This is a genomic window from Pseudonocardia zijingensis (assembly GCF_042657305.1).
In the GTDB taxonomy this organism is placed as follows: domain Bacteria; phylum Actinomycetota; class Actinomycetes; order Mycobacteriales; family Pseudonocardiaceae; genus Pseudonocardia; species Pseudonocardia zijingensis.
This window is the reverse complement of record NZ_JBHSKO010000005.1, coordinates 45,321-69,392: the sequence shown is the minus strand read 5'-3', so window position 1 is coordinate 69,392 and position 24,072 is coordinate 45,321. Positions and strand designations below refer to the sequence as shown.

Below are 24,072 nucleotides of genomic sequence, written 5' to 3'. Positions count from 1 at the left end.
CGCTACCGGCCACCGGGTAGCCTCCGCTCATGCCCCGGCAGATCGACTTCCGGTCCGTCTCCCCGCACCCGGCGGACGAGGTCTACGCCACGATGGTCGACCCCGACTACCTCCGTGCCCGGCTGGACCGCATCGGCGGCCCCGGAGCGAGCCTCCTGGAGCACACGGCCGACCTCGAGGGCGCGCGCTACCGGCTCCGGCTCGGTCTCGACGCGAAGGATCTCCCCTCGGCGGTGCGCAGCGTGCTGCCCGGGGACATCACGGTCGAGCGCGACGAGCGGTGGACCCGCGAGGACAGCGGCCGCTACCACGGCGACGTCGACGTGGCGATCCCCGGCGCGCCAGCGTCCGCGAACGGCGGGATGCGCCTTCGGGACCTCTCCGACGGCGGCAGCGAGCTGGAGGTGCGGCTGGAGGTGCGGGTGACGGTTCCCCTGTTCGGGAGCAAGATCGAGGCCGTGGTCGGTGACCAGGTGCAACGGCTGCTCGCCGCGGAGACCGCGTTCACCCAGGACTGGCTCTCCGGCAACGGGCGGCCCTGACACCGGGCACCATCCTCATGTGGACCCCACGGCCGAGCACCGGTACGTCATCACGCTGAGCTGCCCCGACACCACGGGGATCGTCGCGCGCATCGCGGGTTTCCTCGCCGATGCCGGCGGCTGGATCGTGGAGGCGGGCTACCACTCCGACCCCGCCACCGGCTGGTTCTTCACCCGCCAGGTGGTGCGGGCGGAATCCCTGCCGTTCGGCGCGGAGGAGCTGCGGGAGCGGTTCGCCACCGTGGCCGCCGACCTGGGCGGCGACACCACGTGGACGGTCACCGACACCCGCGAGCCGAAACGCGTCGTCATGCTGGTGAGCGAGGAGGCCCACTGCATGCACGACATCCTCGGCCGCGTCGCGGCCGGGGAGCTGCCCGTGCGGCTGGCCTGCGTGATCGGCAACCACGATCGGCTCGGACCGATCGTGCGCGCCCACGGCGTGCCGTTCCACCACGTGCCGTTCCCACCGCCCGGCGGCGACCCGGACGCCAGGGCGGCGGCGAAGGCGGAGGCGTTCGGCCAGGTGCGCCACCTCGTGGAGGAGCACGACCCGCACGCCGTGGTGCTCGCCCGGTTCATGCAGATCCTGCCGCCCGACCTGTGCCGCGACTGGGCCGGACGGGCGATCAACATCCACCACAGCTTCCTGCCGTCGTTCGTGGGCGCCCGCCCCTACCACCAGGCGTACGCCCGCGGCGTCAAGCTCATCGGCGCCACCTGCCACTACGTCACGCCGGACCTGGACGCGGGCCCCATCATCGAGCAGGACGTGATCCGGGTCGACCACGGCGACACCGCCGCCGACATGGTGCGCCGCGGCCGCGACATCGAACGGCTGGTGCTCGCCCGCGGGCTGCGCTGGCACCTCGAGGACCGGGTGCTCGTGCACGGCAACAAGACCGTGGTCTTCCCCTGACCCCACCCGTGAGTGGATACGAGTGCTCTGGCACTCGTATCCACTCACGGGGTTCAGAAGCCGCGCACCCGGGTCGGGCGGATGCGCAGCGGCACCGAGTAGATCGACGCGAACTGCTCGGCGCCGCCCCACCCCCGCGTGATGCGCTCGCCGTACTTGGCCAGGTACTCCGGGTTCTCCGGCACCGGCGGCACGTCCTCGTCCACCACGGCCTCGCCGGTGAGCACCACGACGTGCGCCGCGGCGTCCACGCTGTCGAAGTGGAACGCGACGCGCGGGTTGGCCCGCAGGTGCGCGAGCCGCTTCGCGTCACCCTTGCTGTAGACGAGGATCGAGGAGCCGTCCCAGAGGAACCAGACAGGTGTGGGCTGCGGCGTGCCGGAGGCGTCGACGATCGTGAGCCAGGCCACGACGTCGTCGCTGAGGTGGCGCGCCGCGCGGGCACCGAACTCGGTGTCGGGCAGGGCGAATGTCATGCCCGGCAGAATGCCGCGCGGCGCCCCCGGATTCCCGGTCAGGCCGGCTTGATGTTCGCGTTCAGGTGGAAGAGGTTGCCGGGGTCGTACTCGGCCTTGATCGCGGCGAGCCGGTCGTACTTGTCCCGACCGTAGGAGGCCAGCACCCGGTCCTCCTCGTACTCGGCCATGAAGTTGACGTAGCTGCCCGCGTTCCGCGCGAACGGGCGCATGGCCTCCCAGAGCGAGCGCACCCAGGCGCGGTCGACGGCCAGTGTCTCGGCGTCCGGCGCGACCGCGTCCATGGTGAGCGCGAACCGCGCGGCACGGCTGCCACCGAACGCCGTCTCGTCCTCGCCGACACGTGCGTAGGCCCCGCCGAGGGCGAAGATCGGCACGAGGGTCATCGGCGAGGTCTTGGACGGCAGCCGCTCGGCGAGCACGTCGATCGCCGCGTCGGGGAGGTCCTCCAGCATGAGCGCCTTCGTGTAGGCGTGGCTCCCCCACGGCGCGGCGTCGTCGAGCATGCTCTGCAGCTCGGTGTACGGGAGCGGCGTGACGAGCTCGAACAGCGGTGGCATGGCCTCCCGCAGCGGCGCGACCAGCCGCGCGTGCTCCTCGGCGGATCCGAAGCCGGCGACGAGCACGGCCACGCCCCGGGCGAAGTGGTGCTCCTCCGGCACGAACGGTGCCGGCGGGGCGTCCAGCGCGACGAGCATCGCCCCGGCGTCGTCGGGCAGCCCCGCGATGAGGTCGCGGCCGCGGCGCAGGGCGGCCGCGCAGCGATCCACCTCGTAGAAGAACAGGCCCAGGTGCACGATCGGGCCGACCTCGTGCAGCCGGAACTCGAACTCGGTGACCACGCCGAAGTTGCCCCCACCGCCGCGCAACGCCCAGAACAGCTCGGGGTGCTCCTGCGCCGAGGCGCGCACCACCCGCCCGTCGGCGAGCACCACTTCGGCCGAGACGAGGTTGTCGATGGACAGGCCGCACTTGCGGCTGAGCCAGCCGATCCCACCCCCGAGGGTGAGGCCGCCGACGCCGGTGTGGCTGATCGTGCCGCCGGTGACCGCCAGCCCGTGCTCCTGCGTGGCGGCGTCCAGGTCGGCCAGACTCGCCCCGCCGCCGCACCGGACCCGCCTGGCCTCGACGTCGACGGTCGCCCGGTTCATGGTGCTCAGATCGATCATCAGGCCGCCCTCCGGCACCGCGGCGCCCCAGTAGCCGTGCCCCCCGCCGCGGACGGCCACCTCCAGCCCCGCGTCCCGCGCGTAGGCGAGCGCGGCAGCGACGTCGGCGGCCGACGCGCAGCGGGCCACTGCGGCGGGGCGGCGGTCGATGTCGCCGTTCCACACCGACCGCGCCTCGTCGTACCCGGGGTCGCCGGGCTGGATCACCGCCCCCACCATGTCCGCCCGCAGTTCAGCCACGGATCCGATCCGAGTCATGGCTGGGCTCCTTCCTGGAGGGACCGCCACCCGACCCGACGTCAGGCGGGCTTGATGTTCGCGTTGGCGCGCAGGACGTTGCGCGGGTCGTACACGGCCTTGATCAGCGACAGCCGCTCGTACTTCGCGCCGTACGAGGCGCGGACGCGGTCGTCCTCGAATTCGGTCATCATGTTCACGTAGGTGCCGTCGTCGGCGGCGAACGGGCGCAGGGCGTCCCAGGTTGATCGCGCCCACCGCCGCTCGGGGTCGAACATCAGCGGGTCGGGCACAACGGCGTCGACCACCACGGCGAACTTCGCGGACCGCCGCCCGCCGAAGGCCGTGGCCTCGTCGGGCACGTCCGCGAAGGCACCGCCCAGGGGGAACAGCAGCACCTGCGACATCGGCGACGGCTTCGCCCGCAGCTGCGCCGCCACCACGCCGATCGCGTCGTCGGACAGCTCGTCCAGGTAGAGACCCTTGCTGTAGGCGTGCACACCCCACGGCGAGCCGTCGTCGAGCATCTGCTGCAGCCCGACGTACGGCATCGGCGTGACGAACTCGAACAGCGGCTGCGCCTCCCGCAGCGGTGCGATCAGGGTGGTGTGCTCCTCGGCCGTGCCGAACCCGACCGCCATGACCGCGACCCCGGGCGAGCGCCGCGCCTCCACCGGCACGAACGGCGCCGGCGGAGCGTGCACGCCGACCATCGCCCCGCTCGCGTTGCGCGGGGCGCCGGCGAAGAACGTGCGGCCCAGCCGGACCGCCTCCTCCGCCCGGTCGAGCTCGAAGAAGAACATCCCCAGGTGGACGATGGGGCCGACCGGGTGCAGCCGGAACTCGAACTCGGTGACCACACCGAAATTGCCGCCACCGCCGCGCAACGCCCAGAACAGGTCCGGGTAGGCGTCCTCGCTCGCCCGCACGACCCGCCCGTCGATGAGGACGACCTCGGCCGAGACCAGGTTGTCGATCGACAGACCCGCCATCGGGCTCAGCCAGCCGAACCCGCCCCCGAGGGTCAGCCCGGCCACGCCGGTGTGGCTCACCGTGCCGGCCGGCACGGCGAGGCCGTGCTCCTGGCAGGCGGCGTCGAGCGCGGCGAGGGTGGCCCCGCCGCCGCAGCGCGCCCGCCGCGTGACCGGGTCGACGACCACGGAGTCCAGCCCGCTGAGGTCGATCGTCAGACCGCCGTCGATCACGGCGGCCCCCGCGACGTTGTGGCCCCCGCCGCGCACGGCGATCTCGAACCCGTGCTCCTGGCCCCACCACAGCGCCGCGGCGACGTCGTCGGCCGACGCGCAGCGCGCCACCACCGCGGGCGACCGGTCGACGGCACCGTTCCAGACCAGGGCCGTGAGGTCGAGGTCCGGATCCCCTGGAAGCAGCACCTTCCCGTCCATCGCCGCGCGCAGGGCGTCGACGGCACTGTTCGTCGTCTTCGTCATCCACTCCCCCTCTGTCCGGTACCGAACAGGAGGAGCGGGCGTCAAAGGCCCTGATACAGCCGATGTCTCAGGCGGGCTTGATGTTCGCATTCCGGTGGAGGAGGTTGCCCGGGTCGTACGCGGCCTTGATGCGGGCGAGCCGTTCGTACTTCGCCGCTCCGTACGTCGCGCGCACCCGCTCCTCGTCCCCGGGGTCGGAGAGGAAGTTGAGGTAGCCACCCGCGTCGGGAGCGAGCGGGCGCAGCAGGTCCCACGTACTGCGTACCCAGGCCCGGTCCGCCGCGAACTCTTCCGGGTCCGCGCTGCTCGCGGCCGTGTCGACGACGAAGTGCGGGCGGCGCAGCCCGCCGTATGCGGTGTCATCCGGGCCGACCGCGGCGACCGCGCCGTGCAGGACGAAGATCGGCATGAAGGTCACGGAGGACCGCTTCTGCGGCGCCCGCTCGACGATCACGGCGATCGCGTCGTCGGTGAGCTCCGGCAGGGCGAGCGCCTTGTCGTAGGCCAGGGTCCCGAACGGGTAGTTGTCGTCGAACAACTGCTGCACCTCGGTGTAGGGCATCGGTGTCAGCAGCTCGAACAGCGGCGGGCACGCCTCCCGCACCGGTGCCACCGCGCGCGCGTGCTCGTCCGGCGTGCCGAAGCCCACCACGAGGAACGCGTGGCCGATCCGGCCGTGGTGCTGCTCGGGTACGAAGGGCGCCGGGGGCGCACTGAGCGCGCCGCCCACGATCATGCCCAGGTCGGCGGGCATGGCCGGGATGAGGTCCCGGCAGGCGCGCAGCGCCTCGGTCCCGCGCTCCGCCTCCCAGAAGAACAGGGCGAACTGCACCTCCGGACCCACCGGGTGCAGCCGGAACTCGAACTCGGTCACGACGCCGAAGTTGCCGCCGCCCCCGAGCAGCGCCCAGAACAGGTCGGGGTGCTCCTGCGCCGACGCCCGCACCACCCGCCCGTTGGGGAGCACCACCTCGGCCGACTCGACGTTGTCGATGGAGAGGCCGTGCCGGTTGGCCAGCCAGCCCATCCCGCCCCCGAGCGTGAGGCCGCCGACCCCGGTGTGGCTGATCACGCCCCCGGTCACGGCGAGGCCGTGCGCCTGCGCGGCCGCGTCGACCTCGGCCCACGTGGCACCGCCGCCCACCCGGGCGCGCCGCGTCCGCGGGTCGACGTCGACGTCGGACATCCCACCCAGGTGGATCACCAGGCCGTCGTCGACCCCGGACGCGCCGGCGAACGAGTGCCCCCCGCCCCGGACCGCGATCTCCAGGCCGGTGGCCTGGCCGAACGCGAGCGCCTCCGCCACGTCCGCGGCGGAGCGGCAACAGGCGACCACGGCCGGGTGCCGGTCGAAGACCCCGTTCCACAGGACGCGCGCCGTGTCGTACCCCGGGTCGTCCTCTGTGATCACCGCCCCCGACAGCTTCGACCGCAGGGCCTCGACCTCCGTCGTCCGCACCATCAGGCACCTCCCTCGCCGGCACCAGGAGTGTTCGCCGGTGGGCGGAGCGGGGTTAGTGCGCGAACGGGTGGTCGCCCGGACCACCCGTTTCGCCGCCGCCGAACGTACGAAAGGCACCCTCGTCCGATAGAGCGGGACGAGGGTGCCGTTCGTACGTGGGTCAGGCCGCGGCTGCCACCGGTGCGGGCTCCAGGGCCAGCTCCAGCACCTCCGCAACGTCCGACACGGGGTGCACCCGCAGCTCGCCGCGCACCGACTCCGGCAGGTCGTCGAGGTCCGGCTCGTTGCGCTTCGGGATGATCACGTCGGTCAGCCCGGCCCGATGGGCGGCCAGCAGCTTCTGCTTGACGCCGCCGATCGGCAGCACCTTGCCCTGCAGCGTGACCTCACCGGTCATGCCGACCGACGACTTCACCGGCCGCCCGCTCGCGAGCGACGCCAGCGCCGTCGTCATCGTGATGCCGGCGCTCGGTCCGTCCTTCGGCACCGCGCCCGCGGGCACGTGGACGTGCAGCTTGCGCTGCGCCAGCTCGCCGGCAAGCCCCTTCGACCGCAGGTAGGACAGCGCGATCGAAACGGACTCCTTCATCACGTCGCCCAGCTGGCCGGTCAGGGTCAGGCCCGGGTCGCCGTCCATCGCGGTGGCCTCGATGAAGAGCACGTCGCCACCGGTCCCGGTGACGGCCAGGCCCGTCGCGACGCCGGGCACGGACGTGCGCTCGGCCGTCTCGGGCGTGAACTTCGGCCGGCCCAGGTAGCCCACCAGCGCGTCGGCGTCGACGTGGACCGGCGCCTCGGCGCCCGAGTCGAGCTTCACGGCCACCTTCCGCAGGACCTTCGCCAGGCCCCGCTCCAGCTGCCGCACCCCCGCCTCGCGCGTGTACTCGGCGGCGATCATCGACAGGGCGACGTCGGAGAACTCGACGTCGGACGGCTCCAGGCCGGCCTTCTCGATCTGCCGCGGCAGCAGGTGGTCGCGGGCGATGGCGACCTTCTCCTGCTCGGTGTATCCGTCGAGCTGCACCCACTCCATGCGGTCGGCCAGCGGGCCCGGGATGGCCTCCCCGACGTTCGCCGTGGCAAGGAACAGCACGTCGGACAGGTCGAGGTCGACCTCGAGGTAGTGGTCGCGGAACGTGTGGTTCTGCGCCGGGTCGAGGACCTCGAGCAGGGCAGCGGTGGGGTCGCCGCGGAAGTCGCTGCCCACCTTGTCGATCTCGTCGAGCAGCACGACCGGGTTCATCGACCCGGCCTCGCGGATCGCGCGGACGATCCGGCCGGGCAGCGCACCGACGTACGTGCGCCGGTGGCCCCGGATCTCGGCCTCGTCCCGCACGCCGCCGAGCGCGACGCGCACGAACTTGCGGCCCAGCGCCCGCGCCACGGACTCGCCGAGCGACGTCTTGCCCACACCGGGCGGACCGACGAGGGCCAGCACGGCACCGGAACCCCGGCCACCGACCTTCTCCATGCCCTTGCGGTCACGACGCGCACGCACGGCCAGGAACTCGATCAGCCGCTCCTTGACGTCGTCGAGGCCCGCGTGGTCGGCGTCCAGCACCTCCCGGGCCGCGACCAGATCGTCGGTGTCCTCGGTGCGCGAGTTCCACGGCATGTCGAGGACCGTGTCCAGCCAGGTGCGGATCCAGCCCGACTCCGGGCTCTGGTCCGACGCCCGCTCCAGCTTGCCCACCTCGGTCAGCGCGGCCTTGCGCACGTGCTCGGGGAGGTCGGCGTTCTCGACGCGCGTGCGGTAGTCCGCCGAGTCGTCCTGGGAATCGGGGTCGAGCTCGCCCAGCTCCTTGCGGATCGCGGCGAGCTGCTGGCGCAGCAGGAACTCCCGCTGGGTCTTCTCCATGCCCTCGCGGACGTCCTGCGCGATCTTCTCGGAGACCTCCTGCTCCGCGACGTGCGCCTTGGTCCACTCCAGCAGCAGCTCCAGCCGCTTGACCACGTCGGTCTCGGCGAGCAGCTGCGACTTCTGCCCCAGGTCCAGGTACGACGCCCAGCCCGCGGTGTCGGCGAGCTGGCCGGGGTCGGTGATCTGCTGCACCGAGTCGACGACCTGCCAGGCGCCCCGCTCCTGCAGGATGCCGATGACGAGGGCCTTGTACTCCTTGGCGAGCTCGGTCATCCGGCCCGTCACGGGCTGCTCCGGCACCGGGGCGGCCTCCACCCACAGCGCGGCACCCGGCCCCGTGACACCGGAACCGATCTGGGCGCGACCCTCACCGCGCACCACGGCCGCACGCTCCCCGCTGGGGAGGCGGCCCACCTGCTCGAGGACGGCGACGGTGCCCACGGACGCGTACTTGCCGTCGAGGCGGGGGACGACCAGAACCTTGCGGTCGACGCTGTTTGCTGCATCGACCGCCGCCTGGATCTCCGGCTCGTCGAGCCGGACGGGAACCACCATGCCGGGCAGCAGCACCGAGTCGGCGAGCGGAAGCACCGGCAGCTTCAGCGTCTCTGTCATGCCCTCCCCAACGCTTACACCGTTGGCGTCATTCCAGCGTTCAAGTAGTTCGGCTGCCGGTGAACGCAGGAACCTTGAGCGGATGTGACTCACCCCGTGAGGCTTGCTCACACACAACCAGTGCCGCCCACACACCGGTTGCAGTCGGTGTGGCGACACCACAACCGGTGTGCCAGCCACCCCGAGGCCGCCGGCCGACCGCTCACACACCACCACCCGCGTCGGCACACCGGCTGCAACCGATGTGCCGACACGACAACCGATGTGCCAGCGCCCGCCGAGGCCCGGGTTCCGCGCTCACACACAACAACGCGCACCCGCACATCGATCCCACGCGGCGCGCCAGGTGCGGGCGGCCAAGGGCCCGCCCGGCCAGCTCACACAACCCGTGGCGCTCACACGCCGGTTCCAGTCGGTGTGCCGACACCACAACCTGTGTGCGAGCACCCCGAGGACCCCCGCGCCAGCGCTCGCGCCCCGAGGGGCCACCCGGCCCGCTCACACACAACCTATGGCGCTCACACACCGGTTGCAGTCGGTGTGCCGGCACCACAACCGGTGTGCGAGCACCCCGAGGACCCCCGCGCCAGCGCTCGGACACGATCAGTCGCGCTCACACACCGACTGCAACCGATGTGCCGGCAGCACAACCGATGTGCCAGCACCCCGAGGACCCCGCGCCGGCGCTCACACACAACGACCCGTGCACACACACCGACCACCCCACTGCGCCGAGCCGGCGCTCGCACACCGACTGCAGCGGCTGTGCCGCTAGCGACCCAGGCCCTCGACGACCTCGGCACCGGGGAGCCGGGCGGCCAGCTCACCGGGCAGGGCGAGCTTGGAGCCGCGGATGCCGCTGCCGATGACGACGGCCGGGGCGACGGCGACCGCGGAGTCGACGAGGAGTGGCCAGCCATCGGGCAGGCCGATCGCGGTGATGCCGCCGTAGGCCATGCCGGTGCGCTCGACGGCGTCGTCCATGGGTGCGAAGGATGCCTTGCGGGCGTCCAGGCGCCTGCGGACCAGCCCGTTGACGTCGGCGCGGGTGGTGGCGAGCACCAGGCAGGCCGCGTAGCGGGTGTCGCCCCCGCGGCGCCCGGCGACGACCACGCAGTTGGCGGAGCGGTCGAGCGGCGAGGAGTAGGCGGCGCAGAACTGCGCGGTGTCGGCCAGGTCCGGGTCGATCTCCGCGGCGCCGACGAGCGCGGCGTCGGCCGGGTCGAGGGCCTTGAGCGCGGCCGCGACCGGGGCACCGAGGAGGTCGGGACGGTCGAGGGCGGGAACCGCCTGCAGCGTGCCGAGGACGGACCAGTCGGTCACCAGCGCTGCCCACCACCTTGCACGCCGACCACGGCCGGCTTGACGTCGACGATGTACACCAGCACGGCCACGAGCGCGGCCAGCCAGAACAGGGCTCCGCTGCCGAGCGGGCCGCCCTGGAAGAAGATGAGCACCAGCGCGCTGGCCCCGGTGATGCCGAGCCAGGCGGGCTTGGTGAGCTTGTCGGCAGCGGTGAACGCGTCGGCGCGCTGCATCAGCGCGTGCACGAACGCGTAGCCACCGACGGGGATGGCGAGCAGCCAGATGGCCCACAGCACCCAGACGTCGAGGTTGTACAGCAGGCTCACGCGGTCAGACTACGTGTGAATACGGTCATGGCACATCCCCGGTCCGGTTCAACGGTCGCTGCGGGCCGGTCACCGACCACGACAGCACGGCGCCCCCGAGGCACGGGAGTCCTCGGGGGCGCCGGTGGGTGCAGCGGATCAGCTGCTGGACTTCGAGCCGTTGCGCGCGTTGGTCCTGCGGGCGGCCGGCTTGCTCGGGCTCGTCGCCGACCCGGTCTTCGGGGTCGTGCGGGCGGCGGCTCGGCGGGTGGTGCTGCGCGCCTCGCGCGCGGCCTCGGTGCCCGCCTCCGAGATGGTGTCGGCGGCCTCGGTGCCGGCCTGCGCCACGGTCTTCGAGGCGTCGTCGGCAACCTCGGTGACCGTCTCGGCGGCACGGCCGGTGAACCGCTGGGTGGCCCGGGCGAGCCGCTCGCCGGTGGACCGCGTCTGCGTGCTGACGACGGCGAGCGCCTTCTCGGTGGCGTCACGCGCGTCGTCGACGATGTCGTCGACCCGCGAGTCGAGCTTGCCGGTGTAGCTGCCGAGGCGCTCGATGGCCTCCTTCACCTGCGGCTGCTCGCGCAGACGCCACCAGGTGCGCTCCCCGTGCTGGGCGAACCCGGCGTAGGTGTGCTCGGCCTGCTCGCGCAGCTCGGCGACGGCCTTGCGCAGCTCCTCGCTGTTGAGGTGCTGCGGCAGCTCGGCGACCCGGCTCTGCACGCCCTTCTGCACGCCCTCGGCCTGCACGCGGGCCGCGGCGACGGCCTTGGAGACCGCGTTGACGGCCAGTTCGCCCGCGCCGAGCACGGCGAGCAGCGGCGTGCGTGCGACGCCGGCGCCGGTCTTGGCGGCGTTGTGGCGCGCCTTGCGCACCTCGGCAGTGGTGGGAAGGTCGACGGCCATGGTGATCACTCCTCTGTCGGCGACGAGTCGTGCTCCCGCCTGAATGACTGGTAGATGTCGAGGAGCACCTGCTTCTGGCGCTCCGACAGGCCCGGATCGGCGAGCACGGCGTCGGTGACGGCGCTCGCGGGCTTCTCGTCGAGGATCCCGGCCTTCACGTACAGGGCTTCCGCGGAGATCCGCAGACCCTTCGCGATCTGCTGCAGGATCTCGGCGGACGGCTTGCGCAGCCCCCGCTCGATCTGGCTGAGGTAGGGGTTGCTGACGCCGGCAGCTCGTGCGAGCTGCCGCAATGACACCTGGGCGCCTTCCCGCTGGGTGCGGATGTAGGTGCCGATGTCGTCGACGGCCTGTCCGACCACGTGGCCCACCTGCTCGACCGCGTGCCCGACGCGCTCCCCGGGGCCTCCGTCACCGGACCGGGGTGGCTGCTCCGTCGCTGCCACTCGCGCTCACCTCCGTGCGTCCCCCTCGAAGGTACGCACGAGTGCTAGCTCTTGCAAGCACCCTGCTTGCGCAGGTGGATGACGCTCCCCACACCAGCTCGAGGTTTCAGCCCCCGAAAGCGAGCTGCCCCACCGTGTAGATGACGAGACCGGCGAGCGAGCCGACCACGGTGCCGTTGATCCGGATGAACTGGAGGTCGCGACCGACCTGGAGCTCGACCTTGCGGGAGGTCTCCTCCGCGTCCCAGCGCTCGACGGTGTCGGTGATCAGCGTGGTGATCTCGCCGCGGTAGTGCCGCACGACGTAGGCGGCGGCGTCGGCGAGCCACCCGTCGATCTTCGCCCGCAGCTCGGGGTCGGCCGCCAGCCGCGTGCCCAGCGCGACGAGCCCGTCGCGCACGCGGGTGCGCAGCGCGCTCGACGGGTCGGCGGCCGCGTCGAGGATGAGGCCCTTGACCGTGCCCCACGCCTGCCCGATGAAGTGCTGGACGTCCGGGTGGCCGACGATCTGGTGCTTGATGCGCTCGGCGCGCTCGATGGTGTCGGGATCGGTCTGCAGGTCGGCGGCGAACTCGACGAGGAACGTGTCGACGGCCTTGCGCAGCGGGTGCTCCGGGTCGGTCTTCACCGCCCACGCGAAGTTCTGGACCTCGAGGAAGACGCGGTCGGCGATCAGGTCGTCGACGAACCGCGGCGACCACGCGGGGGCGCGGTCGTGCACGATCCGCAGCACCGTGTCGTGGTTGGCGGTGACCCAGTCGTACGCGCGGTCGCAGACCAGGTCGACGAGGCGGTGGTGAGAGCCGTCGACGAGCACGCCCTGCAGCACCTTGCCCAGCGGAGGGCCGACCGGGCGCTCCATCAGCTTGCGCACCAGGACCTGCTCGATGACCTCCTGCACGGCGTCGTCCCGCAACACGGTGACGACTCCCCGCGCGGCCGTGGCGAGCTCGGCGGTGATGCGGTCGGCGTTGGCCTCCTGGCCGATCCACGCGCCGACCCGGGAGGAGGCCTCGACCCGCGCGAGCTTGTCGCGCACGACGTCCTCGGCCAGGAAGTTCTCCCCGACGAAGTCGCCGAGGTTCTCCCCGAGCGCGTCCTTCTTCGTCGGGATGATCGCGGTGTGCGGGATGGGCAGCCCCAGCGGCCGCCGGAACAGCGCGGTGACCGCGAACCAGTCGGCGAGCGCACCGACCATGCCGGCCTCGGCCATGGCGCGGACGTACCCCACCCAGACCGGGCCGTCGTTCACCTCCCACCAGCGAGCCAGCAGGAAGATCACCGTTGCGACGAGCAGCAGGCCGGTGGCCAGCGACTTCATCTTCCGCAGATCGCGCTGCCGCGCGGCGGCGTCCATCCGGCCGAAACCCAGCCCGACCTCCACGACCGGTCGCCGGGACGGCGCATCGGCGCGGGCGGACTGCGAGGTGTGCACGCACCCATAGTGCCCGGCGCTGGCTCTGGCCGGGGCCGGTGGTACTCCACCGGCCCCGGCCACGTTCGTGGTGCGGCCGCTCGTCGAGGGAGGAGTGCCCCCTCGGGCGCCGCACCACCGGCGCTCCCGGTGCCCCGGCGCGGCGCGACGAGCCGCGTCAACGGGGCGATCCGGTCGCCGGCAGGCGGTCCTACAGCAGCGAGGACCGCATTCCGACCGCCAGAGCACCGGCGGGCCGCTGGGCGCCCGGGTGCGGATTCCGGTCGGCGCGCCACCGCAGCGCATCGGCAGCGGCGTGGAGGATCGTGTCGGCTTCCGGGATCCGGTAGCCGGTGAGCGCGGGGGCCACCCGCCAGTGCACCCAGCCGTCGAGCACCTCCGACGGCGGGGCGAGGACGGCGGCACCGCCGGTGTGCAGGACGACACCCTCGACGTCGCGCAGCTCCAGGGGGAGCTGGGCGCCCGGGGTGACGGGGAACCACCACGAGCCGGTGGGGGTGGCCGCGACCGGCACCACCGACCCGGTGTCCCTCAGGTGCGCGCAGACCTGGCGGCCCACCGCGGCAGGCACCTCGACGACGTCCAGCGCGGTGCCGGTGACGAGCAGCAGCGTGGTGGGCGACGCCGCCACCACCGGCCATCCGTGGTCATCGAACTCGTGCGCTGCCGCGCGGAGCTCCGCGCCGTACACCACGCGGTAGCTGTCCCAGCCCGACATCGTGATGACCTCCGTACCGCTCGTTCTCGCGTGCTTCGTGCCGCACTCCTGTGAGGCACAACACCGAGCATGACGGGCCGGGAACGGGTATTGGGGCCTTCAGCGACGATCGAGCCGAGTGCCGAGACGAGCGGGGAGCAGCGCTGAGGATGTGCTCACTCACGCCCGGTGAACGGCGGGCGACCGGTTGGCGACCGGGGATCGACGGCCGGTGGCGACACCGTCACGGAGACGAGAACCGGTCGTCGCCGCCGCGGTCCGCCCAGCGGCACCCCCCGAACACAACGGTGCCGGTGCCCCGAGGGGACACCGGCACCGGTCGTGCAGGTACGGCTCGCTCAGATGGGGCGAACCGTGTCGGCCTGCGGACCCTTCGCGCCCTGGCTCGACTGGAACTCGACGCGCTGGTTCTCCTCGAGGGTGCGGAACCCGTCGGACTGGATCGCCGAGTAGTGGACGAAGACGTCCGGACCGTTGTCGTCCGTGGCGATGAAGCCGAAGCCCTTCTCGGCGTTGAACCACTTGACGGTGCCCTGCGGCATACCTGTTCTCCATACGTGTAGCGGACCCTGCCGGCTGTGTGCCGACCGGGGGATGCACGGGACCGCCGCTGGACGAAGAGGATGCCCTCGTACGTCTGCGAAGCCCACCGTCACTCTCCACGGACGCTTCACAACGATCGAGGAAGACACGACTGCAACCGCCGCAAAACCTACCACGACGCCTGCTCCGAACGCGGGAATCCAGGTCAGGACGGACGGTCATCCCCGCCGTTGTCGTACCGTTATCCGATCCGTCCGCCGGAGTCGCCGTCGAGGGAGTCCAGTGTCCACTGCCGCACCACACCGGCCCGCCCCGCTGGTCGAAGGCCGCAAGACCGCCGCCGAACAGGGCCTCGTGATCGCGTTCATGATCGTGCCGCTGCTCGCGCTGGCCGCGGCCGTGCCGCTGGCCTGGGGATGGGGCCTCACGTGGGTGGACGTGGTGCTGGCCGTGGTCTTCTACTTCCTCACCGGCCTCGGCGTCACGGTCGGCTTCCACCGCTACTTCACGCACGGGTCCTTCAAGGCGAACCGGCCGCTGCGCGTCGCGCTGGCGGTGATCGGTAGCACCGCCTTCCAGGGCGGCGTCATCGGCTGGGTGGCCGACCACCGCCGCCACCACGCGTTCTCCGACAAGGAGGGCGACCCGCACTCGCCGTGGCTGTTCGGCACCGGGCCCGCGGCGATGATCAAGGGCTTCTGGCACTCGCACATGGGCTGGATCCTCGGCCGCGACCGCACCAACGCCCGCCGCTTCGCCCCCGACCTGCTCGCCGACCGCGACATCGTGGCCGTCGACCGGCTCTTCCTCCCCCTCACGCTGGCCAGCCTCCTGGTGCCCGCGCTGATCGGCGGCCTCGTCTCCCTCTCGTGGTGGGGCGCGTTCACGGCGCTGTTCTGGGCCGGGCTGGTGCGGGTGGCCGTGCTGCACCACGTCACGTGGTCGATCAACTCGATCTGCCACATGTTCGGCGACCGCCCCTTCGCCGCCCGCGACCGCTCCGCGAACGTCTGGTGGCTCGCCGTGCTCTCGTTCGGCGAGTCGTGGCACAACCTCCACCACGCCGACCCGACCTGCGCCCGCCACGGCGTGCGTCGCGGGCAGGTGGACATCTCGGCCGGGGTCATCTGGGCGTTCGAACGGCTCGGCTGGGCGCACTCGGTGCGCTGGCCCACCACCCGCCGGCTGGAGCGCCTCGCCCGCTGACCGCACCACCGAGGGCACCCGCTGACGGAGCGTCACCGATGCGGGCGGATCGCTGCACGCCGTGTGACACCTGACCGGCCGGTGCGCCCGCGGCGCGTATTCCACGCGATCGAGCGGCGGAGCGCTCGGCGTGTCGACCAGCGGGTTCCCAACCGGCGCGACGCGTCCCCCGGTCGACTGTCCCGCCCCCCTGTCGGGTGCACCCGATCCGGTGCCCGCGATCACCGAGCGTCGGAGACCGCGGTCCACGGCCGGGGGTCGGTTCACTTCTTCCTCTGGTGTCACACCAGCCCCAGACGCATCATTCCGGGCGTTCTGTCCAACCGATCTGGGGAGACTCCGATGCCGAGTCGGAACGCAAGAACCCTGTCGATCGCCGCGATGACCGCCGGGATGCTCGCTGCCGGCCTCGGGACCTCGACGGCCTACGCAATGGCGCCGCTGCCGCCCGACGACACCGCGCCGGGCACCGTGGCCACCGCGCCGGCCCAGGGAGCACCCGTGCAGCCCGACGCCGCGGCACAGCTCCCGCTGCCGCCCCTCCCGGCACCGCTCCCGGAGCCACCCGCGCTCCCGCAGGCGCCGGGCGTCCCCGCGCTCCCCGGCGTCCCCGCCCCGCCCGAGGACCCCGCCCTGCCCACCCCGCCGCTCCCCCTGCCGAGCGCCCCTGCGCTCCCCGTGCCGCTCCCGAGCGCGCCACCCCTTCCCGCGGCGCCGCCCCTCCCGGCGACGCCGCCGCTCCCCCTCGGTGCCGTGAGCCCGCAGGGCGAACCGTCCACGGGGGAACCGACGACCGAGGAGCCGTCGGACGACAGCACCGACGAGCCCGACGACAGCGCCACGACCCCCGACCCGGACGACGACCCGGCGAGCTCGGCCACCGACGGCTGAGCCGCAGCGGCCGGCGTGGGGGCGGCGCGCGGCACCGCCCCCACGGGCCGGACTCAGGAGTGGTGGCGGCGCGGCGCGGGGCGCACGGCCCCGCTCGGCACGGCGTGCAGGCCCATGCGCACCGTGTTGCGCCCGGCCCGCTTCGCCGCGTACATGGCCGTGTCGGCCACCTCGAGCAGCTGGGAGAGGTCGGCGCCGTCGGCGGGGAAGGACGCCCCGCCGATCGAGACCGTGAGGTCGTCGACCACGACGGTGCCGTCGGCGTCGGGGACCTCCACCCGGATGCCGGCCACCCGCCCGCGGATCCGCTCCGCCACGGTGACCGCCGCGATCCGCCCGTCGTCGCCGTCGGTACTCGGCAGCAGCACGACGAACTCCTCGCCACCGAACCGCCCGACCAGGTCGTCGTCGCGCACCTCGGCGCGCACGGCCGCCGCCACCGCCGCGAGCACGTGGTCGCCCACGAGGTGGCCGTACCGGTCGTTGACGAGCTTGAAGTGGTCGAGGTCGAGAACGAGGAGCCCGGCGTGGTCGGCGGTGCGCTCGGCACGGCGCAGCGCCCGTGCCGCGCGCACGTGCCACGCCGCGGCGTTGAGCAGGCCCGTCTTCCCGTCGACGCTCGCGGCCTCCTCGAGCTGCCGCACCAGGACGGTGCGGTGCAGCACGATCAGCGGGGGCAGCACCAGCACTGCGTAGGCCGGACCGAGCGCGCCCATAGCGCCCGCGGCCAGCGCCCCCATGGACAGCGTGGCGAACTCCAGCACGGCTTCGTCGCCGCGGGTGAGGACGTGCAGGAACGTGGCGAGGTCGCGGTTGGGGCCGCTCAGCACGATGACGGCGACGACCAGCACCATGTTGACGGCCGCGTAGGCCAGCACCGCCGCCACCACGAGGGCGAGCCCCGGGAAGCTCTTGAACAGGGCATCCCGGTCGACCAGCCCGGTGACCGCCGACGCGGCCTGCACCGCGAGCACCACGGTGGCGGTGCTGAAGATCGCGCGGTGCGGGGGGATCCCGCCGCGCCAGACCCGGGCGTAGAGGTGCGCGTAGATGCCGAGCACCACGGCGCTCGCCGCCGCGCCGGGGAGCAGCGCGGCGGCCGCGAACGTCCAGACGGAACTGAGGTCGATGTGGGGTGACTCGTCGGACCGGTGCCGCATGCGCTCGACGCCCAGCGACGCCTCGGTGCTGAGGATCCCCGCCCCGATGAGCACGGCCATGACGAGCGCCCAGTCGTGCGGGAGCTGGGTGAGCCCCTGCGGGATGGAACTGGCCGTTGTGACCGCGGCGAGCAGCTCGACGACGAGGAGCACCGCGAGGACCGGGGCCGGGAGTGTCCAGACGGCCCATCGAGTCACCCCGCGTCGCGGCACTCGCATAACCCCCTGAAAGCCTTTCACCGCGGCCGTCGTCGCAGTCGGTTGTCCCCCATCCGGGCGGATGGTAGCCGGACGGCGACCCTACGTCATCGGTCGGCTGGCGTGCACCACCCGCCGGGCGATGGATGTCCACTCCGCGTGGCAGGCGGTGTGCTCCGCGGCGGGGACCCGCGCGGTGCGCACACCCACCGCTGAGGTGAGCCTAACCGAGTGGACCGGGCCGACCAGGGGGCGTGTGACGCCGGTCATAACCCGCACGGCCCAGTGTTCGGCGCCGCCCGGACAGGACCGGCCGCGGGGGCTAGGGTCGCCGCGTGATGAAGCCCGCGGGCGACGAACTCCGCCCCATCGGCGGCGGCGAGGCCACCGCCGGGTACCCACCACCGGAGCAGCTGATCGACGTCCGGCGGGTCGACCGGCCCGACGCCGTGGTGGTGGACGTCGACGGTGCGGTCGACGTCCTCACCGCACCCCGGCTGCGCACCGTGCTCGTGGCCGCACTGGACAGCCCTGGCGAACGCCCGGTGGTCGTGGACCTCACCCGGGTGCGGTTCTTCGGGTCGCCGGGCCTCCAGGTGCTCGCGGAGTCCGCCCGCGAAGCGTCCACGAGGGCGGGTTTCCAGCCGCTGCGCCTGGCGGTCGACAGCAACCGTCCGGTGCTGCGGCCGATCGAGCTCACCGGCTTCGACGCCATCCTCGCGCTGTACTCCGATGTCGAGGAGGCGGTGAGGGGTACGTCGCCCGGTTGACGGGTAGTGAACACGCGACCGCCGATCCCGGCCGAAGGACTGAATGACGTGAAGCCGCCGTCCGAGCAGGAGGAGCGGCCTGGTGGTACCTCTCGGCCCCATACCGGCGGAGCGGGTCCACCAGCAGCCGACGTACTCCGCTTCGAACTGGCCCCCGAGCTGGTGGCCCCGTCGATCGCGCGTGACCGGTTCGACCGGTGGCTGATCGCGCTGCGCTGGCCGGACGCGCAGCGCGACGACCTGGTCCTGGCGCTGAGCGAGGCGGTGAGCAACAGCATCGAGCACGGCTACGGGATCCGCGCCGACGCGCCCGGCCTCGGGGTCGGAGAGGTGGCGGTGACGGCACACGTGCTGGTGGAGGCCGACGGCCTGCGCCGCATCGTGCTCGTGGTGCGCGACAGCGGCGTCTGGCGCGAACCGGTCGTGCCGGCGCGGTTCCGCGGCCACGGGCTCAGCATCATCCGCGCCTGCGCCGACCGTTTGAGCATCGACGGCACCGACGACGGCACCACGCTCACGCTCACCACCCGCACCGCGCCGGCACCGCTCGACGCCGCCTGAGCCCCGGCCCCGGCCCCAAACGCCAGCAAGGTGGCTTTACTGGCCTATTGCGCCAGTAAAGCCACCTTGCCGGCTTCGGGTGATCGTGGTGGTGGCCAGGGGCGGGGTCGAACCGCCGACCTACCGCTTTTCAGGCGGTCGCTCGTACCAACTGAGCTACCTGGCCGAAGACCGGTGCAACCACACCGGGAGCGACGCGACCCAGACGGGACTCGAACCCGCGACCTTCGCCGTGACAGGGCGACGCGCTAACCAACTGCGCCACTGGGCCTTGCTGTTTCAGTTGTACCGCTGCCCAACCGTACCCCCAACGGGATTCGAACCCGCGCTGCCGCCTTGAAAGGGCGGAGTCCTAGGCCGCTAGACGATGGGGGCTTGGACCGAGGTCCCCGCCCGCAACGGCTGTCCGTTGGGAGCGGGACAAGCATAGGACAGGTCCGCCGCATCCCCGAACCCGGGGGGTGCACCACCCGTCCGGGACCGCTCCGATGCAGGTCGGAGCGGTCTCGGACGGTGGAGCTCAGCGCGTGACGGGCGGGGGCAGATCCGGGTTGGCCGAGATCAGCCCGAGCATGTCGAGGAGCTGGCGCAGATCCTCGGAGTCGGCCGAGTTGCGGGCCACCACGAGACGAGCGCGGTGCAGCTGCTCCTCGGAGACGCGGTACGCGTCGGCCGCAGTGCGCTGGTTGGGGATCGAGCCACTCGACGTGAACCGCTCCCCCTCGAGTTCCGTCCGTGCGCTACCGATGGTCATCGACGCCTCCCCGTGCGGTCGCCCAGCTCGATTCGACCGAGCGGGGGCGCGCATCCCGCGGACCGCACCGTCCACCGGAAACCGGTTGCCATCACCCGTCCCGGGATCCCCACCCGGAGCGGAACGCCCCGCAGCCACCCCCGTGGCCGTGACCGGCACGTTACCTAAACGGGGCACCCCGTGCACCCCTCTTCCCGGGTGAGGGTGCCCGATCCGACGTTCACGCAGCGCGAAGCGCCGCGCGTACGCTGCCGGGCATGCCGCCCCCCGATCGGTCCCGCTCCCGCCACCGCGCACCCGCGCCGCCGCGGCGCGAGCCCGCGCAGGAGCTGCCGGAGCCCGACCGCGAGCTCGACTCCTACCTCGCCGCCCTGAGCGGTGCGAACGACGAGCACTCCACCGAGCTCACCGGACGGTTCGGGTCCGCGCAGGTGTTCCAGCTCCGCCTGCCGGCGCTGCGGATCGAGCAGCTGCGCCGGATCGCGGCCGACCGCGGTGTCTCGCCGGGAGCGCTCGCCGTGGACTGGGTGATCGAACGGCTCGACCGCGAGGACACGCCGACCGGCCCGCTCCCCGTCGTCACCGACGACGACGAGCAGCCCAAGCGCCGCCTGCTGCCCCGGCTCGGGCGCCGCTGAGCCGCCAGGCGCTCAGCGGTTGGCCACCAGCACGCGGGCCGGCGGGTCACCCGCGAGGCACGGGCTGCCGGTGAGCTGCGTGGTGTCGACGACGGCGGCCAGCGCGTGGTACCCGGCGGCGGACAGGTGCAGCCCGTCGCCCGCGTCGAACTCGGGGGCGAGCCGGGCGGGGTTCGCGGGGTCGGCCACGGCCGCGGCGAAGTCGAAGACGCCGTCGGCGTAAGCGCCGCCGTGCTCGCGCACCCAGGCGTTGATCTCGGCGCGCGCGGCGACGGCGGCCGGGGTGCCGTGCGGGCCCGCCAGCGACGGGGTCACCGTGGTCAGGAACACCCGCTTGCCCGCCGCCCGGGCGTGCTCGGCGTAGCGCTGCAGCCCGGCGACGACGTCTGCGCCGCTGCGGCCCGCCGCGAGGTCGTTCGTGCCGATGTGCAGGACGACGTCGGTGGCGCCGCTCGCCGCGGTCACGTCGCGGTCGAACCTGCTGAGCGGCACGTCGCCCTGCTGCGGCCCGTCGTCGGCGAGGAGCCGGTTGCCGGAGATGCCTGCGCCCAGCACCGCCATCCGCGTGGCACCGCCCGCGTCGGCCAGGCGGCCCGAGAGGACGTCGGGCCAGGTCTGCCCGGGCAGCGCGCCCATGCCGTCGGTGATCGAGTCGCCGACGGCCACCACCGCGTTGACCGGTCGCGGCGCGAACACGTCGACGCCGGTGAGCACCACGGACGACGGCATCCGCTCACCGAAGGCGCCCGCGTCGCCGAAGGTGGCGTCGCCGCGCCCGGACAGGTAGGAGTTCTGCATCGCGACGTGCTGGGTGAGCACGGGCGGCACGACGGGCAGGAACAGGCTCACCGCGAGCGGCCCACCCGCCTCGGCCACCAGCGGGACGGCGTCGCTCACGACCTCGCCACCCGCGGGGATCACGACGGCCTGCTGCCCGCCGAACGGGACCGGCCGCGCCGTGCCGAGCACCAGCCCGGCTGCACCGTCGGAGCGGGCGGCGGTGACGGCACCGACGGCCAGCGGAGTGCTCCCGTGCGCGTTCGACAGCCGCAGCCGCACCTGCGATCCGGTGACCTGCGGGTGCACGACCATCCGCACCGTGGCCCCGCCGAGGCCGGGCAGAGCGGGCCCGGGCTGGGCGGCGGCCTGCCACGCGCTGATCCAGGTGGGCCGGCAACCGTCGGCCGCGGCGGCGACGGGCCGGTACGACTCACCGGTGGCGACCGCCAGGCCGACGGAGCAGCTCAGCGCCACGAGCACGGCGAGCACCGACGGCAGCCTCCCGGTGCCCCACCCGGGTCCGTTCCCGATCACCGTGTCCTCCTCCGTCGCGAGCCGTGATTGGCCGACTACGCAACGTGGAACGACCGGGACACACGAAAGGTAGTCGGCCGAACGGGTGGTCACGCTACGTTGCGTCCACCTCGGGGTACCCCGTCGTCCCCGATCGAGCGCGGCTCCGCCACCCGGCCAGGTGCCCCGCGCGCAGGCCTGCGATCCGCTCCGCGCGCGGCTTACTGTGACGGGCGAGTCGAGGCGAGGAGGCCATCGGATGGGTGAGTACGAGGACGTATTCCGGGCCAGCACGGACGACCCGGAGAAGTTCTGGCTGGACGCGGCGCAGGCGATCGACTGGCACGTGATGCCCACCCGCGCCCTCGACGCCTCCCGCGCGCCGTTCTACCGCTGGTTCCCCGACGGCGAGCTGAACGTCTGCCACAACGCCCTCGACCGGCACGTCGACGCGGGCCGCGGCGACCAGGCGGCCCTGATCTACGACTCGCCCGTCACCGGCACGCAGCGCACCTACACCTACGCGGCGCTGCGCGACGAGGTGGCGCGGTTCGCGGGCGTGCTCGCCGGCCTCGGCGTCGGGCGCGGCGACCGCGTGGTGATCTACATGCCGATGGTGCCGGAGGCCGCCATCGCCATGCTCGCGTGCGCGCGGATCGGCGCCGTGCACTCGGTGGTCTTCGGCGGGTTCGCCCCCAAGGAGCTGGCCGTGCGCATCGACGACGCGGCGCCCACCGTGATCGTGTCCGCGTCGTGCGGCATCGAGGGCAAGCGGGTGATCGAGTACAAGCCGCTGCTCGACGCCGCCGTCGAGCTCGCCGAGCGCAAGCCGGCGAAGCGGGTGATCCTGCAGCGCCCGCAGGCCGAGGCGGCCATGGGTCCCGACGACGTCGACTGGGCCGAGGCGATGGCGTCCGCCACCCCGGCCGATTGCGTGCCGGTCAAGGCCACCGACCCGCTCTACATCCTCTACACCTCGGGCACCACCGGGAAGCCGAAGGGCGTGGTGCGCGACAGCGGCGGCCACGCGGTGGCGCTGCGCTGGACGATGCCCCACGTCTACGACGTCGACGCGGGCGAGACGATGTTCACGGCGTCCGACGTCGGGTGGGTCGTCGGGCACTCCTACATCGTCTACGCGCCGCTCTTCACCGGGGCCACCACCGTGCTCTACGAGGGCAAACCGGTCGGCACCCCGGACGCGGGGCAGTTCTGGCGCGTGGTCTCCGAGCACGGCGTGAAGAGCCTGTTCACCGCACCGACCGCGTTCCGGGCGATCAAGAAGGAGGACCCGGACGGCGAGTTCACGCGCAAGTACGACATCTCCTGCCTGAAGTACCTGTTCCTCGCCGGTGAGCGCCTCGACCCGGAGACGCAGCGCTGGGCGTCCGACCTGCTCGGCATCCCGGTGATCGACCACTGGTGGCAGACCGAGACCGGGTGGCCGATCGTCGCCAACCCGGCGGGCATCGAGCTGCTGCCGATCAAGCCGGGCTCGCCCACGAAGCCGCTCCCGGGCTGGGACGTGCAGGTCCTCGACACCTCCGGCGCACAGGCGCCCGCAGGCACCGACGGCGCGATCGTCGTGAAGCTGCCGATGCCGCCGGGAGCGCTGCCCACGCTCTGGAACGACGACGACCGCTTCGTGGCCTCCTACCTGTCCGCGTTCGACGGCTACTACCTCACCGGCGACGGCGGGCGCCTCGACGAGGACGGCTACGTCTACGTGATGGGCCGCACCGACGACGTGATCAACGTGGCCGGGCACCGCCTGTCTACGGGCGGGATGGAGGAGGTGCTCGCCTCCCACCCGGACGTCGCCGAGTGCGCCGTCATCGGCGTGGCCGACGCCCTCAAGGGGCAGGTGCCCCGCGGTTTCGTCGTGCTCAAGGCCGGGGTCGAGCGGGACCAGGACGAGCTGCGCGCCGAGCTCGTGCAGCTGGTGCGCGAGCAGGTCGGCGCCGTGGCGAGCCTCCGCGACGTCGCGGTCGTGGCGGCCCTGCCCAAGACCCGCTCCGGGAAGATCCTGCGCAAGACGATGCGCGGGATCGCCGACGGGGCCGACGAGCCGGTCCCCAGCACGATCGACGACGCCTCGGTCCTCGACGCGCTGCGTCCGGTGCTGCGCCGCGAGTAGCAGCGGGCACCGCCGTTCGACGGCTGCGACAGGGCAAGATGGAGCAATTCGTAGTCGTTCGGTAACGCGGGGTGGCG

The 24,072-nt window shown here is 72.9% G+C and carries 23 protein-coding genes and 3 tRNA genes; 8 read left to right on the top strand and 18 right to left on the bottom strand.

What is annotated here, in order from left to right; genetic code table 11:
* The first annotated feature begins 29 nt into the window (after positions 1-29).
* On the top strand, positions 30-542 hold the full coding sequence (locus tag ACFPL3_RS12445; protein WP_343940931.1) for a DUF2505 domain-containing protein: 513 nt from the start codon (positions 30-32) through the stop codon (positions 540-542).
* Between the two features lie 19 nt (positions 543-561).
* Entirely contained in the window at positions 562-1,461 is a 900-nt protein-coding gene (purU, locus tag ACFPL3_RS12440; protein ID WP_343940932.1) for a formyltetrahydrofolate deformylase, read from the top strand.
* A 53-nt stretch (positions 1,462-1,514) separates the two neighbouring features.
* Here the strand turns inward: purU and ACFPL3_RS12435 are convergent, their stop codons facing one another.
* The 12 genes from ACFPL3_RS12435 to ACFPL3_RS12380 form a co-directional block, all read right to left on the bottom strand.
* Entirely contained in the window at positions 1,515-1,937 is a 423-nt protein-coding gene (locus ACFPL3_RS12435; RefSeq protein ID WP_343940933.1) for a TIGR03667 family PPOX class F420-dependent oxidoreductase, read from the bottom strand.
* Between the two features lie 38 nt (positions 1,938-1,975).
* A complete protein-coding gene (locus ACFPL3_RS12430) occupies positions 1,976-3,364 on the bottom strand; it encodes an FAD-binding oxidoreductase (RefSeq protein ID WP_343940934.1) in 1,389 nt (462 codons plus the stop codon).
* A 41-nt stretch (positions 3,365-3,405) separates the two neighbouring features.
* Positions 3,406-4,794, bottom strand: a complete 1,389-nt coding sequence (locus ACFPL3_RS12425) for an FAD-binding oxidoreductase (protein ID WP_343940935.1) — start codon at positions 4,792-4,794, stop codon at positions 3,406-3,408.
* 67 nt (positions 4,795-4,861) lie between these two features.
* Positions 4,862-6,256 carry an FAD-binding oxidoreductase gene (locus tag ACFPL3_RS12420; protein WP_343940936.1) on the bottom strand — a complete coding sequence of 465 codons (1,395 nt, stop codon included), beginning with the start codon at positions 6,254-6,256 and terminating at the stop codon, positions 4,862-4,864.
* A gap of 160 nt (positions 6,257-6,416) precedes the next feature.
* Positions 6,417-8,732, bottom strand: coding sequence for an endopeptidase La (gene lon / locus ACFPL3_RS12415; protein WP_343940937.1), 2,316 nt, complete (start codon positions 8,730-8,732; stop codon positions 6,417-6,419).
* A gap of 771 nt (positions 8,733-9,503) precedes the next feature.
* Positions 9,504-10,058 (bottom strand): YbaK/EbsC family protein, encoded by a 555-nt coding sequence (locus ACFPL3_RS12410; protein WP_379589075.1) that lies wholly within the window; start codon positions 10,056-10,058, stop codon positions 9,504-9,506.
* Complete coding sequence (locus ACFPL3_RS12405; RefSeq protein ID WP_379588964.1) at positions 10,052-10,363, bottom strand: DUF2516 family protein; 312 nt, start codon at positions 10,361-10,363, stop codon at positions 10,052-10,054. Before ACFPL3_RS12405 ends, ACFPL3_RS12410 begins: the two co-directional genes overlap by 7 nt.
* Positions 10,364-10,501: 138 nt before the next feature.
* Positions 10,502-11,245 carry a hypothetical protein gene (locus tag ACFPL3_RS12400; RefSeq protein WP_343940939.1) on the bottom strand — a complete coding sequence of 248 codons (744 nt, stop codon included), beginning with the start codon at positions 11,243-11,245 and terminating at the stop codon, positions 10,502-10,504.
* 5 nt (positions 11,246-11,250) lie between these two features.
* A complete protein-coding gene (locus ACFPL3_RS12395; RefSeq protein ID WP_343940949.1) occupies positions 11,251-11,616 on the bottom strand; it encodes a helix-turn-helix domain-containing protein in 366 nt (121 codons plus the stop codon).
* A 181-nt stretch (positions 11,617-11,797) separates the two neighbouring features.
* The gene (locus ACFPL3_RS12390; protein ID WP_343940950.1) at positions 11,798-13,048 is read right to left on the bottom strand and encodes a DUF445 domain-containing protein; all 1,251 of its coding nucleotides are present in this window, start codon (positions 13,046-13,048) and stop codon (positions 11,798-11,800) included.
* Positions 13,049-13,316: 268 nt separating this feature from the next.
* Positions 13,317-13,844 carry a bifunctional DNA primase/polymerase gene (locus tag ACFPL3_RS12385; protein ID WP_343940940.1) on the bottom strand — a complete coding sequence of 176 codons (528 nt, stop codon included), beginning with the start codon at positions 13,842-13,844 and terminating at the stop codon, positions 13,317-13,319.
* Between the two features lie 338 nt (positions 13,845-14,182).
* On the bottom strand, positions 14,183-14,386 hold the full coding sequence (locus ACFPL3_RS12380; RefSeq protein WP_075951945.1) for a cold-shock protein: 204 nt from the start codon (positions 14,384-14,386) through the stop codon (positions 14,183-14,185).
* Positions 14,387-14,753: 367 nt separating this feature from the next.
* On the opposite strand from ACFPL3_RS12380, the gene ACFPL3_RS12375 reads away from it, so the two are divergent.
* Positions 14,754-15,593: an acyl-CoA desaturase gene (locus ACFPL3_RS12375; protein ID WP_343940951.1), complete on the top strand. Its 840-nt coding sequence runs from the start codon at positions 14,754-14,756 to the stop codon at positions 15,591-15,593.
* A 342-nt stretch (positions 15,594-15,935) separates the two neighbouring features.
* Entirely contained in the window at positions 15,936-16,484 is a 549-nt protein-coding gene (locus ACFPL3_RS12370; RefSeq protein WP_343940941.1) for a hypothetical protein, read from the top strand.
* 53 nt (positions 16,485-16,537) lie between these two features.
* Here ACFPL3_RS12370 and ACFPL3_RS12365 read toward each other — a convergent pair whose 3' ends face one another.
* Positions 16,538-17,797, bottom strand: coding sequence for a GGDEF domain-containing protein (locus ACFPL3_RS12365; protein WP_343940942.1), 1,260 nt, complete (start codon positions 17,795-17,797; stop codon positions 16,538-16,540).
* 383 nt (positions 17,798-18,180) lie between these two features.
* Between ACFPL3_RS12365 and ACFPL3_RS12360 the strand changes: the two genes are divergently transcribed.
* Complete coding sequence (locus ACFPL3_RS12360; RefSeq protein WP_343940952.1) at positions 18,181-18,612, top strand: anti-sigma factor antagonist; 432 nt, start codon at positions 18,181-18,183, stop codon at positions 18,610-18,612.
* A gap of 162 nt (positions 18,613-18,774) precedes the next feature.
* Complete coding sequence (locus tag ACFPL3_RS12355) at positions 18,775-19,173, top strand: ATP-binding protein (RefSeq protein ID WP_343940943.1); 399 nt, start codon at positions 18,775-18,777, stop codon at positions 19,171-19,173.
* A gap of 89 nt (positions 19,174-19,262) precedes the next feature.
* Here the strand turns inward: ACFPL3_RS12355 and ACFPL3_RS12350 are convergent.
* The 4 genes from ACFPL3_RS12350 to ACFPL3_RS12335 form a co-directional block, all read right to left on the bottom strand.
* A tRNA-Phe gene (locus ACFPL3_RS12350) sits at positions 19,263-19,339 on the bottom strand.
* A 31-nt stretch (positions 19,340-19,370) separates the two neighbouring features.
* A tRNA-Asp gene (locus ACFPL3_RS12345) sits at positions 19,371-19,444 on the bottom strand.
* A 31-nt stretch (positions 19,445-19,475) separates the two neighbouring features.
* A tRNA-Glu gene (locus ACFPL3_RS12340) sits at positions 19,476-19,548 on the bottom strand.
* A gap of 145 nt (positions 19,549-19,693) precedes the next feature.
* On the bottom strand, positions 19,694-19,927 hold the full coding sequence (locus ACFPL3_RS12335; protein WP_343940944.1) for a hypothetical protein: 234 nt from the start codon (positions 19,925-19,927) through the stop codon (positions 19,694-19,696).
* A gap of 257 nt (positions 19,928-20,184) precedes the next feature.
* Here ACFPL3_RS12335 and ACFPL3_RS12330 point away from each other — a divergent pair, with 257 nt between their 5' ends.
* Entirely contained in the window at positions 20,185-20,565 is a 381-nt protein-coding gene (locus ACFPL3_RS12330) for a hypothetical protein (protein WP_343940945.1), read from the top strand.
* A 12-nt stretch (positions 20,566-20,577) separates the two neighbouring features.
* Here the strand turns inward: ACFPL3_RS12330 and ACFPL3_RS12325 are convergent, their stop codons facing one another.
* A complete protein-coding gene (locus ACFPL3_RS12325; protein ID WP_343940946.1) occupies positions 20,578-21,879 on the bottom strand; it encodes a GDSL-type esterase/lipase family protein in 1,302 nt (433 codons plus the stop codon).
* Positions 21,880-22,117: 238 nt separating this feature from the next.
* Here ACFPL3_RS12325 and ACFPL3_RS12320 point away from each other — a divergent pair, with 238 nt between their 5' ends.
* Positions 22,118-23,995, top strand: coding sequence for a propionyl-CoA synthetase (locus ACFPL3_RS12320; protein ID WP_343940947.1), 1,878 nt, complete (start codon positions 22,118-22,120; stop codon positions 23,993-23,995).
* Positions 23,996-24,072: the final 77 nt, after the last annotated feature.

Coding starts and splice junctions, on each gene's coding strand:
- ACFPL3_RS12445 (WP_343940931.1), top strand. CDS start 30: ATGCCCCGGCAGATCGACTTCCGGTCCGTCTCCCCGCACCCGGCGGAC.
- ACFPL3_RS12435 (WP_343940933.1), bottom strand. CDS start 1,937: ATGACATTCGCCCTGCCCGACACCGAGTTCGGTGCCCGCGCGGCGCGC.
- ACFPL3_RS12430 (WP_343940934.1), bottom strand. CDS start 3,364: ATGACTCGGATCGGATCCGTGGCTGAACTGCGGGCGGACATGGTGGGG.
- ACFPL3_RS12425 (WP_343940935.1), bottom strand. CDS start 4,794: ATGACGAAGACGACGAACAGTGCCGTCGACGCCCTGCGCGCGGCGATG.
- ACFPL3_RS12420 (WP_343940936.1), bottom strand. CDS start 6,256: ATGGTGCGGACGACGGAGGTCGAGGCCCTGCGGTCGAAGCTGTCGGGG.
- lon (WP_343940937.1), bottom strand. CDS start 8,732: ATGACAGAGACGCTGAAGCTGCCGGTGCTTCCGCTCGCCGACTCGGTG.
- ACFPL3_RS12400 (WP_343940939.1), bottom strand. CDS start 11,245: ATGGCCGTCGACCTTCCCACCACTGCCGAGGTGCGCAAGGCGCGCCAC.
- ACFPL3_RS12390 (WP_343940950.1), bottom strand. CDS start 13,048: ATGGACGCCGCCGCGCGGCAGCGCGATCTGCGGAAGATGAAGTCGCTG.
- ACFPL3_RS12385 (WP_343940940.1), bottom strand. CDS start 13,844: ATGTCGGGCTGGGACAGCTACCGCGTGGTGTACGGCGCGGAGCTCCGC.
- ACFPL3_RS12380 (WP_075951945.1), bottom strand. CDS start 14,386: ATGCCGCAGGGCACCGTCAAGTGGTTCAACGCCGAGAAGGGCTTCGGC.
- ACFPL3_RS12375 (WP_343940951.1), top strand. CDS start 14,754: ATGATCGTGCCGCTGCTCGCGCTGGCCGCGGCCGTGCCGCTGGCCTGG.
- ACFPL3_RS12370 (WP_343940941.1), top strand. CDS start 15,936: ATGCCGAGTCGGAACGCAAGAACCCTGTCGATCGCCGCGATGACCGCC.
- ACFPL3_RS12360 (WP_343940952.1), top strand. CDS start 18,181: ATGAAGCCCGCGGGCGACGAACTCCGCCCCATCGGCGGCGGCGAGGCC.
- ACFPL3_RS12335 (WP_343940944.1), bottom strand. CDS start 19,927: ATGACCATCGGTAGCGCACGGACGGAACTCGAGGGGGAGCGGTTCACG.
- ACFPL3_RS12330 (WP_343940945.1), top strand. CDS start 20,185: ATGCCGCCCCCCGATCGGTCCCGCTCCCGCCACCGCGCACCCGCGCCG.
- ACFPL3_RS12320 (WP_343940947.1), top strand. CDS start 22,118: ATGGGTGAGTACGAGGACGTATTCCGGGCCAGCACGGACGACCCGGAG.